The organism is Micromonospora sp. NPDC050495 (genome assembly GCF_040655175.1).
Classification (GTDB): Bacteria; Actinomycetota; Actinomycetes; order Mycobacteriales; family Micromonosporaceae; genus Micromonospora.
The window spans coordinates 526,174-539,005 of sequence record NZ_JBFAJK010000001.1; the positions used below are offsets into that span (position 1 = coordinate 526,174).

The following is a 12,832-nucleotide window of genomic DNA, read 5'->3' on the forward strand; positions in this document are numbered from 1 at the left end:
TTCACAGCGCCAGCACCGCCGGCTGCCACACGTCGACCTCAGCGCCGGCGAACCAGTTCCCGACGATCCCGTTGACGCCGCGGGCGACGATCGTCGCGGACTGCGGGCTGGTGGTGCCGGTGATCGCCGACACGCGGATCTGTTCGTCGCCGACCCGGATGTCCATCGGGAACGCCGCCGGGGTGGTGGTCCACGGCCCGTTGGCGGCGGTGAACGTGAACTCGAAGTGCACGGTGGAGGTGGCCGGCAGGTCGCTGTAGAGCGTGGACCCGGATGCCCCGAACCGGGCGGTGCCGAACTCGGCGACGTCGAACGGCGACGCGGGCACGCACACCAACGTGATCCGCCGGCTGTGCGAGCCGATCACCTCGGTGTAGCCCACCACGAGCAGGTCGGCCGTCGGGTCACCCAGGTCCGCCGGCAGGTCGGTCACGGCGACCCGGTCACCGATGTCCACCGCCGCCGTGGCGGCTGCCACGGCGGGCGACGCGACCAGGTCCACCGTGACGGCCGCCCACCGCACCTCATCGACGGTGCCGCGCCGCAGCGCCCACCCGGCGAAGTCGACCACGCGGCCGTCGTCGGCCGGGTTGACGTCGACCTGCCCCGGCACCCGACCCACCCCGTTCGGCGAAGGCTGCGTCGACATGCGCCCGGAGTCCAGCGTCGCGCGGGCCGCCGCACCGGTCGTGGTGCTCTTCGCGGTGACGTCGTTGCGGACGCCCTGGTCGTCGAGCAGCGGCACCAGGTCGGGCGCGATGTCGGTAAACGCCAACGTCAACGCGGGCGTCTGGTTGTAGAGGCTGTCGATGCTGCGCAGCACCACACCCAGGTCGTCGCGCGGCTCGAACAGGATCCCACCGTCGGTGCGTTCGATCTCGCCCAACAGGTCGTCCAGGGCGACGTCGCCGCGCTGCACACCCAGCGCGGTGCCGCCCGCGCCGATCACCGACACCGTGAGGTCTTCCTCGCCGCCCAGCCGGTCGAGCCGGTCCGCTGCCGTCTCACCGGCGTGCCCGCGCAGCGCCTCCATGTGCCCGAAGATGGGCGCGGACGGCTGCCACACGGCGATGTGCCCCAGCTGCGGCATGCCCTCAATCGAGCCCGCGTCGGCGGACGTCCACTCCTTGACGTTCGGGGTGATCGACGCGACCCAGCCGGGCGGGAACACCAGGTCCGCCGCCGCGATCGTATGGACGGTGCCGTACTCGAAACCGTCGATGTAGATGCGGGCGTCGAGAGCACCCGACACGGTCTGCGCGTTGACCTCCACGAAATGCGGCCGCCCGTCGAACAGGTTCACCGCGAACGTGGACGTGCCGTACCCGGCCACCCCCGCGCTGTCCTGCGCGGTCACGAACAGGCCGCTACTGTCGGCCTGGATCTCCCAGAACGGGTAGGTGCCCTCACTGACCGTCCAGCCGATGAACGTGGTCCCCGAGGCCTGCATGTCGCGTGGGAACACGGCGGCGAACGCGACCCGCCACGACTGCGTGCCCGACGTCGGCCGGGGCAGCTGACCCACCAGCACCCCGCCCTGCGACCAGTCCGGCACCGGCAGCGACCCGGGGATCCCCGACCCGGACGCGAACTCCGGCAGCCCCGCAGCCGGCGCCGGCTGCCCACCCGACCCGGGGATCTCGAACCGGGAGTACCCGTACGGGGCCATCGCCGCAACACCGTCGACGGCGCTCGCCCCCGACGCGGCACCGGACAGATCCTCCAGCGGCCAGTAGGCGGTCGGATTCAGCGACAGGAGTTGCCGGCGCATCGGCGAGGCGAGCGGGTCGGCGTTCTGGGTGTGCCGGCGCAGCACCCCCGCCGCCTCGATCTTCACCCAGGCGTCGCCGCGGCCGGTCGTCGGGTTGAACTCGACGGTGCGGCCCGGCTGCCACGACGACACCTCACCGACGAAGCGGGTATCCCCGGGCAGCAGCACCCGCACGGGCGTGTTCCGGCCGATCAGCCCGTGCAGGTCCGACGACCGGTTGACCGGGTTGTACGCCTCGCTGCGGTTGTCGATGGTGCACGACAGGGTCTGCGGGGTCAGGCCGCCCGCCTCATCGCCCTTGCCCCGCACGATGGTGATGGGGTCGCGCACGTACACCGGCACGGCGTTCCACGCGCCGTTGTAGAACAGCTCGACGGTGACGTTCTGCTTAGCCACCGGCCACCGCCACCCGCTGGCCCTTCACGACCAGCCGCAGGGCGCCGGAGCGCAGCGCGTGGGCGACCATCTCGGCCATCATCCGGTCCGGGCCGGCGGCGCCGGGCGCCACCTCGAGGCGCAGCACGCTGCCGCCGGACTGGCCGCGCGGCACCACCGTCTCACCGGCGAGGGCCATGATGGGCACCTGCTCACCCGGCCGGCCCGGCACGGTACCGCCGGTGTGGAACGTGGGCAGCTTCGGCGCCGAGATGCTGTTGCCGCCGATGCCGGGGATCCAGCCCGGCACCGACCAGGACAGCCGGCCGATGGTGTTGTTCCACGCCTTCGACACCGCGTTGAACGCGGCCTTGAACGGCCCGGAGATGTAGCCGGTGACCTTCTTGAACGCGTTCCAGATCTTCCCCGGCAGGCTGATGTACCAGTCGAACGCCTTCGTGGTGAACTTCTTGATCCAGTCCCAGGCCTTCTTGACCGGGTCGCCGATCTTCCCCCAGATCGCGTGCCACAGGTCCTGGAACCAGGTGGTCTTCTTGGCGATCAGCACGACGATGGCGACCAGGGCGACGATGGCGAGGACCACCAGCCCGATCGGGTTGGCGGACAGGGCGGCGTTGAGCAGCCACTGCGCGCCGGCCCAGATCTTCGACCCGAGCGCCGCCGCTTTCTGCGCCACCGCCGTGGCCACCGTGCCCACCTTGGTGGTCTTCAGCCAGGCGACGCTGCTCTTCAGCGACGGGACCAGGAAGTTGTAGAACGCCGACCCGAGGTCACCGACGCCGGCGCCGAGCAGCAGCAGCGACTCGAAACCGATGTCCCCGCTGCTGATCTTCTTGAGGCCCAGGAAGCTGTCCTGGAGGCCGGTGAGGGTGTCGCGGAAGCCCATGGCGCGGGTGTCGACGGTGTCCGCGGTCTCGCCGACTCGGTCGAACGAGTCCGACGCGGCGGCCACGTCCCGGCCCATGTCCTTCGCCGACTGGCCCACCTTGGAGAACGCGGACTCCAGCTTGGCGGAGTCACCGGCGAAGGTGAGGGTGACGTTGTTGCCGGCCATCAGTCGACCTCGATTCCGGCCTTGCGGGCGGCGTCGAGCAGCGCGTCCTCGGTGACCTTGCGGACCTCGTCACGCTTCGCGGCCAGCCCCGCCCACAGGTAGCGGCCTTCCTTGCGGTACGGCCGGGACACCGACCGTGACGGGCCGACCTTCCCGCCGAAGTCCAGCCACGGGTAGTACGGCACCCGGGTGCCGCCGCCGGCCACACGCACCGCCGAGCGGGTCGAGCGGGCCTTGATGCTGCGGGCGGCCCGCCCGGAGCGGCGCGGCACCCGCGGCTGCGCCCAGTCCACGACAACCTTCGCGGCGCCGTTCATGGCCACCCGCAGCGTCTTCGGCAGGTCCGCGTCGAGCTTCTTGAGGTTGCGGGTGAACTCCGCCAGCCCGTCAATCCGGATCGGGTCGATCACCGCCGCTCACCCCCCTGCCTTCAGCCGTTCCAGCTCTTCCCGCTGGTACTTGCGCGCGTAGAACACCTGCCACTGCACGAACTCGTCGTTGCTCATCCCCGCCCGCAGCTCGCCGACGGTGCGGCCCAGCTTCTGCGCGAGGATGAACTCAAACTCCGTCTCCGGGCTCGCCTCGAAAGGTCTCCACCGCCTCCTTCGGGGCGTTCTCCAGCAGCCCGGACAGCTCGGCGATGCGCAGCGCCACCGGCTGCAACTCGCCCGCCGGCGCGGCCTGCTGCCAGCGGCCCACCTCCGCCTCGGTGAGCTCCGGGTCGACCGAGCCGAGCGACAGGATGACCCGCTCCCGGGCCTCGGTGCCCTTCGTGCCTTCGACCTTCATCGCCTCGGCCCGGTTCAGCGCCCGCACCCGCACCACACCGACGCCGGGGATCTCCACGTCGGCCTCGGTCAGCCGCGGCTTGAACAGCAGCTCCTTGTCCACCGGTTCCCCCTCAGGCCTGCGTGGTTCGGGTGACGTCGCCGGAGTGCTGGAGCTTGCACGTCCACATCACGTAGTCGGCGACCGGGTGCGTCTCCTTGTACTCGCCGACCAGCACGTCCACGGACCGCTCAGGCAGGCCGGCGCCCGTGCCCTCCGGCCGGTACACCAGGGTGACGTTCTGCCCCTCCAGCGGCTCCAACACGGCCGCGGGGCCCGTGGAGGCGGTGTTGTCGTACTTCCCCGACAGGTCGGTGGAGCCGTCGCCCAGACCGCCGCCGTACACGTTGTTGTTCTGGCCGTACGTGGTGAGCTTGTGGGACTCCGGGGCCCGGGTCCAATCGGAGTCGTTGAGGAACTCCGACAGGTCGTTGTCGTCCAGCAGGACGACCGTGTTCTTGCTGTGCACTTCGGCCATGGCCCGTCAGCTCCTACCCGTGATTTCCAGTACGTACATGTCCCCGGCACCGGTGTTCATCAGGGCCGGCTCGGCTGTCTCCGGGTAGATCGGCCCGGCCTGCAACGCGGTGACGATCGCGTCGAAGTGTGCGTCCAGCCAGTCCGAGGCGGCCCGCTCGTCCTGCGGCAGGAACACGTTGACGGTCCAGGTGGCCCGCCACACGATGTCGGCCTGCCGGTCCAGGGTCGGCAGGGTCGGCCAGGCGTCGCCCGGGCGGGGCGTGGTGGGCCGGTACTCGTAGCCCTTCACGCCGGGCACCGTGGACAGGGCGGCGGCGATGGCGGCCCGGTCGGTGGCGACGGTGCTCATCCCACCACCAGCTTCCGATGCGGGGCCTCGAGGCGGCGCACCTCCGGGTCACGGCCGGGCAGCAGCATCGGCCCGGCCTCCGCGTCGCCCTGGTGCACAGCCAGCGGCAGTTGCCGCAGCGCCAGGTTGCGCTGCACGCGCCGCAGCAGGGCTTGCCGCAGGTCGTCCGGGTAGACGGCGCGGACCCGGCACACGGCCCGCTGCGCCGCCGCCTCAGCGTCGAGCGCGTCCTGCAGGTCCTCGGTCGCCCACGACGCGGCGCCCTCACGCAGGTAGTCGGCCACGTCATCCGTGGTGGGCATGCCCGTGCCCGCCGTGGTGGCCAGCGCGTACGCGGCGAAGTCCGCCGCCCCGTAGCCGGCCGCCACCACCCGGGCCACATACCGGCCTGCCGTGCCGACCTCGTACGTCGCCCGGTAGCCGCCGGCGACCGCCTCCACCGTCGGCGTGGCGGTAGAGCCCGCGGGGAGGGTGACCGTCACCGTCGGCGTGGCGTCGACCGTGTTGCCGTCGACGTCCGTGACGGACACGCGGATCTCCCACACGCCGCCGATCGGCAGCAGCACCGCGTCGGCGCTGATCGCCTCCACACCCATGACGGTCACCTCCCCTCCAGGTGTTCAGAACTGAACAGTCGGATCAGACCGACGGGTCGAAGATGACCTGACGGACACCGTTGATGTCCAGGTTCGCCAGCGCGATATCGCCGTAGATGCCGATGGTCACGTGCGACAGCTGCGGGATGTTCGCGGTCTGGACGGTGGCACCGAAGTTCCAGTCCAGCCGCTCCGGCGCCGACGCCCAGCCGCGCACCTTCGCCGGGTCGAACAGCCACGAGTTGGTGGGCGCGGTCTGCCCGCCCGCGCCCAGCGCCCACGCCGGGACCGCCAGGGTGCCGTTGATGTCGAGCGTCGCGAACAGCGCCGACGTGGTGCCGTTGGCGTTGGTCGGGCCCAGCCGCGGGTACAGCGGCCGGCCGGAACCGTCCTTCACCCGGGCCAGCACCTCGTACAGGTCCTGGTGGACGGCGAACGCCCGGAACCGGTTGCCGCCGCGCACGAACTGCAACGCGGTGATGGCCGCCTCCAGGTCGTTGGCGGTCACCTGGTCGTCGCCGTTGTCCGGGGTGGCCGCCGGGGTGCCGGTCAGGGTGATGTCGGTAGCCGCGGTGAGGGTGTTCAGGAAGGTCGCGACGGCGGCCTCCCGGTCCTCGTAGTACTCGCGGAGCATCTGGTCCCAGATGATGCCGGACAGCTGCGGGTTGCCGCCGCGCCGCGCGGCCTGCCGGGTGATCTCGACCTTGCCCCACACCTGCGTGGGGGTGATGGTCTGGTCGGTGACGGTCATCGCGCCGGCGGCCGGCTCGGTGCCCTCGGTCGCGGGGCCGACGAGCCCGGACGAGCTGTTGTACTTGGGGACGTCGAACGAACGCCCGTCGGTGGTGCCGGAGGCGATCATGTCCCACAGCGGGGTGGCGTAGTCCATCTGCGGCTGCCACATGTCCGGCCGGTACGCGTTGGGGTTGAGCGCCGCCGTGTCGGCCCGGTCCACGTCGAACGCCGCCGAGATCAGCGCGTTCACCCGGCCCAGGGCGGCCTGGTCCGCGCCGTTGCTGTTGATCGAGGCGAACAGGTCGGTGGAGAAGTCGTAGCCGCTCGGCCCGGCCTCGAAGACGTGCCGGCCACCCTGGTAGGAGAACCGGTACGGCAGCGGCTCGGACACGCTGGCGGTCAGCCGGGTCGGGTTGACCACCTGCCGCGTCTCCGGCTCGGCGGGGGTACTCACCTGCTGGGCACCCAGCTTGGCGGCGACGGCCGCCGCCAGGTCGTCCATGCTGAAGGTCTGGGCCGGCGCGCCGGCCGGGGCGGTCGCGGTCTGGTCGGTGCTGGTCGGACACGCCACGCCCTCCGCGTGGACCTGCCCGCAGTGGGTGCACTTCATGGCGTTCCCTTCATCTCTGCTCGCGGCCACGGAGGTCACGCGAGAGTCGTCGAACACGGGCATCGGAGTGATCGACACCTCGCGCAGATCGGCGCGGCGCACCAGCACCGCGCCCCTGTTCTTCGGGTCGGGGCTGGTGTCGGCGGACATGTCGAGGTCCACGCCCGGGGAGAGCCCGTCAAGGACGCCGTCCTCGGCCAGCGACAGCGCCTCATCGCCCGCGGCGCCGCGGGCCACCTTGAACTTCACCCGCAGCCCGGCCGGGGTGTCCTTCAGCTCGACTGCCCGGCCGATCGCCTGCGTGGTGTCGTGGCGGACCAGCAGCTTCACCCGGCCCGGGTCCTTCCACTGGAGCGACCCGCGCTCGAACCGGAACGCCATGCCGTTTTTGCGGCCCACCCGCCCGTACGGGACGACCAGGCCCTCGATCGTGCGCGCGGATGCGTCCACGGAGAACTGGAGCACCTCGGCGTCGAAGGTGAGCGTGGATGGGCCGTCGAACGTCATGGCCGGCCGGGAGTCGGCGTCGACCTGCTCCGGCTGGTCCGCCGGCGCCGGCTCGGGTGCGGAGTTCTCCGCACCTGCCGGCAGAGCGGCCCAACCCTCCGCCTCGCGGATCTCGTCCACCGTGATGGCCCCCAGGTTCTTCGCCGCGGTGTACGTCGCCCACCGCTCGGTCGGGTTGCTCTTGAGGTAGTCGTCCAGGCGGAACTCGACCGTGTAGCCGCGCTTCGTCACGTCCCCCATCGACAGCCGGTCGGTGATCGCCCGCATGAACGGGGCCAGGACGTCATTGACTCGGTCCCGCCGCCGGTCCACGTTGTTGGCGTACGTGCGGCTGGTCGTCGAGATGCCCAGGTCTTCCGGGTCCACGCCGAACGCGTTGGCGATCTCCAGCCCGGCCTGCTTCTGCAACTCGACCAGCTGCAAGTCCCGCGGGGACGGGGCGGACACCGGGTTCCACCGCAACGCCGCCGGCACGTACGCGGTGCTGCCGTCCTTGCGGGCCTTGCGCCAGGCGGCCAGCATCTCCCGGATGTCGTCATCGCCGGCCGGGTCGGCACCCTCCGACGGGGTGAACACACCCGTCGGTGCCGGGTCGTCGGCGTACGACGACGCAGCCTCATCGAGCAGGATCGCCCGCCGGATCGCCCGGCCGCCCACCGCCAGCACACCCGGGTTCGGGGAGTCGAAGCGGATCATCTCCGCCGCGGGCACCGGCCGGCCCTCCACGTACACCACCGCGCCGCGCGGGTCGTGCCCGGACGGCAGCGGCGCCGGAGTACGGCGGCTCGGCGGCGTCAGCGACACCGACGACGGGTCGAGCCGGCGGACCTTCACCGGGTAGCCGTCCCACCCGAACGCCAGCACCCGCCACCACGAGATGCTGTCGAATACCAGGTCTTCGATCGTCTGCGACAGGTGCACCACGTTCGGGACGTCCGGGTCGAACTGCGCGAACAGCGGGTTGTCGACCACCGCGCGGTCGGGGCCGCGTTGCACCAGCGGCAGCGTCGCCACCGAACAGATCAGGTTGCGTCCCCGCTGCACGGCCGGCACCGACAGCGCCTCACCGCGGTCCACCGTCAGCGCGCCCGTGCGGTCCAGTCGGGCGAGCAGCAGTTGGTCGACGGGCCGGGGCGTGGACTCGGAGAACGTGACGGTGGGACTGGCGCTGAGCCAGTCCCACGCCCGCCGCAGCATCCCCACATGCGGATTGTCGCACATGGAAACCGTTTTCAACTACGACGCGACGATGATCCGCGGCTTGCCCACCGGCGCCGGCAACGTCCGCGCCAGGTGCACTGCGCCAGCAGCGGCGTACGCGGCGTCGACGTGCCCGCTGCCCTTGCGGGAGAACACCCACGCGTCACCCCGCGCCAGCCGCTCAGCGGCGCCCACGTGCGCGTCGAGCAGCGGGTCACCGGAGTGCGCCACCTTGCCGGCCGTCACCAGCTCGGCGAAGCCCATGCACACCGCCGACGCCTCGCCGCGCACCTCCTCCACCCGCACCCCGCGGGGCGGCCACCCGGCCCGCCCCCGGTCGGCGAGGTCAGCCGCAAGGGACGCCGCCGGGCCGGCCGGCAGCCAGCCCAGCACCTGAGGGCGCACCCGGGCCAGCAGGGCGGGCAGGTCCCGACGCAGCTGGTCCGTGCACCCGGTGCCGTCCCACGCCGCCACCACCTCCACCCGGGCCCGCCCGTCGGCGAGCACCGCAGCCGCCGCGAGGGTCGCGTGCCGCTGGTCCGGGGCCACGTCAAGGAACAGCGCCACCCGCGACCGCACCGCCGCCAGGTCCCCGACCTCGAGACAGGCCGCCCACGCATCCAGGTCGATTGCCGGATCCGGCACCTCCCGCAACGGCCAGATGTTCAAGTACTGCGCGGTGAAACCTGCCATCGGGTCCGGGTCGTCGGCCTGCGGGTCAGCCTCCCCCGCCAGCGCCTTCGCGTACTTCTTCGCGATCATCTGCCGACGGTCCTCCGACCAATGCGGCGACGCCGCCCGCCACACCTTCGGATCGCCCGGGTCCGACCCGTGCGGCGCCGCCCACAACAGCAGCAACGTGCCCGCGTCCCCACCGGCCAGCGCAACCTGCAACTGCGACCGCATCAGGCTCGTCGCCCGCCGGTGCGCCGTCGACGTCAGGTGGATCTGCGGAGACAGCCGCTCCAGCGTCGCCGGCTCCAAGCCCTCCGACACCGTGTCCGGCGCAACGTTCCACCCCTCATCGACGATCCCCAGACACACGTCATACCCGTACACCGCCCGCTGCGCCCGCACCAGCCACCGGTCACCGTCGGGCGTCTCCACCGCCTCCTTACCGTTGCTCCTGCTCACCGTCCAGCCGGCGACCTCCTCCGCCCACCGCCACGCGCCCCGCTGAATCTCACGGCAGATCGCCACGTCGCTGCCCGTATGGATGACGGTCTGAACCTCGCCGAACAGGTCCGGGTGCGCCATCCGCCACAACGCCAGCCCACGCACCCGAACCGACTTCCCCGCGCGCCGCGGCGCCGACTCCACCACCACCCGGTGACACAGCGACCCGTCCTCGCGGTGCTCCAGCTGCCGGGTGATCGCCAGCGCCTGCCACCACCGCAGCCGGATCCGCTGCGACGACTCGATCCACGCCACCGCATCCGCCCCGTACGACCCGACGGCGTCCTTCGGGGGCAGCGACATGGCCATCGGCGGAGAAGCGTCGTCAGGGACAGCCAGGAGCGGGCGCAGCCATGCGTACTTGGACAGCCGGCGGCGGTTCCAGGCCAATTCGGGAGTCAACTGATCACCTCGGGGAGAGAGAAAAGAACACTCGGCGGGTGTCCGTGGCCCCGGGCGGCGGGGAAAACCGCGGTCACCATCGCGTTCTCGGTTGCGGCTTCGGGTCTGCGGTCTTTGTTGGGTCGCCGACCTTGAGGTTGCAGGCGGGGCAGGCTGCCACGAGGTAGCGGATGTCGTCGCCGGTGGTGGCTCGGCCTTGTGTGTGGTGTACGTGGGTGGCCACGGTGGTGCACACCCCGGGTATGCGTAGCTGGCATACCCCCCGGTCGCGGGCCAGCACCAGGGCGCGGCGTCTGCGCCATTCCCTGGTGCTGCCCTTGGCCCAGCTACGGCTCATCGCCTGCGGTTGATCCACGTCATGAGGGCTACGCCGCCCCAGATGGTGGCGATGATGAGCAGGAACGCCAGGTTGTTACCGATCTCAACGGTCATGGCTTGTCCTTCCACTTCCAGCCGGGGCAGCCCGAGCACTTGGGCCACTTGTCCGGCTCATCGGGGTGTTGGCACGCGCACTGGTGCAGCAGGGGTCGGCTCAGCTTCTGTGCGTGCCTGGCCTTGAGCCCTCGCTGCCGACTCCCATTCAGGGTGTCCCGTGTGGACTGTCGGGCCTGCCGGCGTTCTCTGGCAGCCTCTACGGACGCTCGAAGCCGTTCGTCTAGCTCTTCCCTGGTCAGGGCGTACTTTTCATCGATTCCTTTTGTGGCTCCCATGGCTCCCGTGGGAGTCCCGTGGGAGTGGTGACTACACTCCCGCCCACTCCCACCCCCCTTAGGGGTGGGAGTGTGGGAGTCACCTGGCAGTCCAGCCATGGCAGTCACCCGTCCGTGGGATCGTTGGTGAGCCGGTAGCGGGTGCTGTTGCCCTCGCCCTCGCGCGCCACGACGCCCTCGCGGATCAGGTCGAGCTTGCTGCGGTGGAAGGTGGTTTCGCTGACCACGCCGCTCTTGACCAGCACCGAGACGCTGACCGGTTCCTTCTCGTGCACGGTCCACCAGTCCCGCACCCACTTGCGGGACGCGATGGCGGCCCGCTTGGGGCGGTGCAGCGGGTCGGACATCATCAGGACCAGGGATTCGCCGGTGGGGACGGCCCGTAGCTCGATGTCGTCCCATTCCTCGGCGTCCTTGTTCTTGGTGCACTGGAGCGTGATGAGGTCCTCGTCCTTGCTGACCTTGATGATGGTGGAGACGGCTCCGTCGAGGGTGGTGGCGCCGCGGCCGGTGTCGCCGTTGCGGCCGATGTGGTGGACGATCACCACGCACGCGTGGGATGCCTCCCGCAGCTTCTCGGCCTGGTGGACGAACTCGCCCATCTCCCGGTTGCTGTTCTCCTCCACGCCGACGGTGACCCGGGCCTGGGTGTCGATGACGACCATGACGGGCTGGATCTGGCGGACCAGCTCGACCAGGGCGCCCCACTGGGCGGCGTTGGTGGACTGCACGGGCAGGGGCAGGAACTGCACGCCGGTCATGGGGTGGCCGATGGACGCCTCCCATGCCCGGACGCGTTTCTTGGTGCCGCGGGCGCCCTCGGCGACCAGGTAGACCACCGGGCCGGATTTCACCTGGTAGCCCTGCCACGTCTCGCCGGTGCCGACGCAGCCGACCATGTCCAGTACGACGAACGACTTGCCGTGGCCCGGCTTGCCGACCACCCACACCAGCGAGTCGCGGAAGAGGATGTCCTCGCCGATCAGCGGCTCCGGGTCGGGGATGGAGTCGAGGCCCGCGGTGTCGAGCAGCGCGGCCCGCAGCCGGTCGAGGTGTGATGGCCGGTCCGGCTCAGGCTCACCGGGCGGTCCGCTCACGGGCATCTGCTCGTCGAGCCAGCCGCCCGGTGAGCAGAACTCACACGCGTCGCTGTGGCATGGGTCCGACGGCGTGCAGCCGGCCGTCACCGACCACCCCGGCGGCGGTCGGGGATGCCGTACTTGGCGGCTTCGTCGGCGCCGTACATCCGCACGCACAGCTCGTCGAGGGCCTGGCTGACGCGGCGGCGGTTGCGTTGCCGGTCGAGCCGCCACCGGGTACGGGCCCGGTCGGGGTCGACGGTGGCGGGGCCAGCCGGCGGCGGGGTGGGCGGGACGTTGACGTGCGGCCACTCGCTCATGCGGCCATCACCGCCTCGCGGGGCCGCGCCGGCGGCAGGGCCACCGCCAGGCGGCGGGTCTGCTCGCGGGTGAGCGGTGGGGCGGCGGCCACGGTGGCGGCGATCAGCCGCTCGACGTCACGCATCGGTGGCCGCCTTGCGGGCGGCGGCTTTGGCCCGGCGGGTCTGCGCCGAGCGCAGCGCCATCCGGGCGTAGTGGGCCGACTTCGCCGACGCGGCCCGCTTGGCGCGCTCGGCCGGGTCGAGCTTGCCGTCGGGGTCGACCAGCTGCTCCCACCGGTCGTGGAAGGCCTGGCGGGCGGCTGCGGTGGCCGCGGCGCGGTCGGGGCACTGCGCCCACTTGACGTGGGCGGCGAGTCTGGCGATCTGGGCGGCGTCGCCCGGGTGGTTCGATGCCATCGGGGGGCCTTTCGGTCGGCCCCGACCCGAGTCGCCGGACGGTCACACCTCACGCTGGGTAGTCGCATGCCGGGTGACGGATAGAAGCCGTCACCCCTGCCCGGGCGCCTTCACGTGGTCCCCCTACTGGCAACACGTGAGGCACAGCGCTAAGTTGTGGTTGACGCAGGACCATTGGCGTGGACTGCGTCCCGCCCGTTGGCGCGGGTCGGGTAGTACA

General features: G+C 71.4%; 14 protein-coding genes. All 14 read right to left on the minus strand.

Features of this window, described 5'->3' with window-relative positions; genetic code table 11:
- Nucleotide 1: 1 nt before the first annotated feature.
- The 14 genes from AB0I11_RS02575 to AB0I11_RS02640 all read right to left on the minus strand — a co-directional run bounded on the left by AB0I11_RS02575 (nt 2) and on the right by AB0I11_RS02640 (nt 12,612).
- The gene (locus AB0I11_RS02575; RefSeq protein ID WP_357309457.1) at nt 2–2,167 is read right to left on the minus strand and encodes a hypothetical protein; all 2,166 of its coding nucleotides are present in this window, start codon (nt 2,165–2,167) and stop codon (nt 2–4) included.
- Complete coding sequence (locus AB0I11_RS02580; RefSeq protein WP_357309460.1) at nt 2,160–3,221, minus strand: hypothetical protein; 1,062 nt, start codon at nt 3,219–3,221, stop codon at nt 2,160–2,162. Before AB0I11_RS02580 ends, AB0I11_RS02575 begins: the two co-directional genes overlap by 8 nt.
- The gene (locus AB0I11_RS02585; protein ID WP_357309463.1) at nt 3,221–3,631 is read right to left on the minus strand and encodes an HK97 gp10 family phage protein; all 411 of its coding nucleotides are present in this window, start codon (nt 3,629–3,631) and stop codon (nt 3,221–3,223) included. Before AB0I11_RS02585 ends, AB0I11_RS02580 begins: the two co-directional genes overlap by 1 nt.
- Before the next feature lie 148 nt (nt 3,632–3,779).
- Nucleotides 3,780–4,112, minus strand: a complete 333-nt coding sequence (locus AB0I11_RS02590) for a hypothetical protein (protein WP_357309467.1) — start codon at nt 4,110–4,112, stop codon at nt 3,780–3,782.
- Between the two features lie 10 nt (nt 4,113–4,122).
- Nucleotides 4,123–4,527, minus strand: coding sequence for a hypothetical protein (locus AB0I11_RS02595; RefSeq protein ID WP_357309470.1), 405 nt, complete (start codon nt 4,525–4,527; stop codon nt 4,123–4,125).
- A gap of 6 nt (nt 4,528–4,533) precedes the next feature.
- Complete coding sequence (locus tag AB0I11_RS02600; RefSeq protein WP_357309473.1) at nt 4,534–4,878, minus strand: hypothetical protein; 345 nt, start codon at nt 4,876–4,878, stop codon at nt 4,534–4,536.
- Nucleotides 4,875–5,474, minus strand: coding sequence for a hypothetical protein (locus AB0I11_RS02605; protein WP_357309478.1), 600 nt, complete (start codon nt 5,472–5,474; stop codon nt 4,875–4,877). Before AB0I11_RS02605 ends, AB0I11_RS02600 begins: the two co-directional genes overlap by 4 nt.
- A gap of 43 nt (nt 5,475–5,517) precedes the next feature.
- Complete coding sequence (locus tag AB0I11_RS02610; protein WP_357310293.1) at nt 5,518–8,523, minus strand: phage portal protein; 3,006 nt, start codon at nt 8,521–8,523, stop codon at nt 5,518–5,520.
- A gap of 39 nt (nt 8,524–8,562) precedes the next feature.
- Nucleotides 8,563–10,104, minus strand: coding sequence for a hypothetical protein (locus AB0I11_RS02615; RefSeq protein ID WP_357309481.1), 1,542 nt, complete (start codon nt 10,102–10,104; stop codon nt 8,563–8,565).
- Nucleotides 10,105–10,177: 73 nt separating this feature from the next.
- Nucleotides 10,178–10,459, minus strand: a complete 282-nt coding sequence (locus tag AB0I11_RS02620; protein WP_357309485.1) for a hypothetical protein — start codon at nt 10,457–10,459, stop codon at nt 10,178–10,180.
- Nucleotides 10,460–10,918: 459 nt separating this feature from the next.
- On the minus strand, nt 10,919–11,911 hold the full coding sequence (locus tag AB0I11_RS02625; protein ID WP_357309488.1) for an AAA family ATPase: 993 nt from the start codon (nt 11,909–11,911) through the stop codon (nt 10,919–10,921).
- Between the two features lie 86 nt (nt 11,912–11,997).
- Nucleotides 11,998–12,213 (minus strand): hypothetical protein, encoded by a 216-nt coding sequence (locus AB0I11_RS02630; protein ID WP_357309491.1) that lies wholly within the window; start codon nt 12,211–12,213, stop codon nt 11,998–12,000.
- Nucleotides 12,210–12,338: a hypothetical protein gene (locus AB0I11_RS02635; protein ID WP_357309494.1), complete on the minus strand. Its 129-nt coding sequence runs from the start codon at nt 12,336–12,338 to the stop codon at nt 12,210–12,212. The genes AB0I11_RS02630 and AB0I11_RS02635 overlap by 4 nt, the downstream gene beginning before the upstream one ends.
- On the minus strand, nt 12,331–12,612 hold the full coding sequence (locus AB0I11_RS02640; protein ID WP_357309498.1) for a hypothetical protein: 282 nt from the start codon (nt 12,610–12,612) through the stop codon (nt 12,331–12,333). Before AB0I11_RS02640 ends, AB0I11_RS02635 begins: the two co-directional genes overlap by 8 nt.
- Nucleotides 12,613–12,832 lie beyond the last annotated feature (220 nt).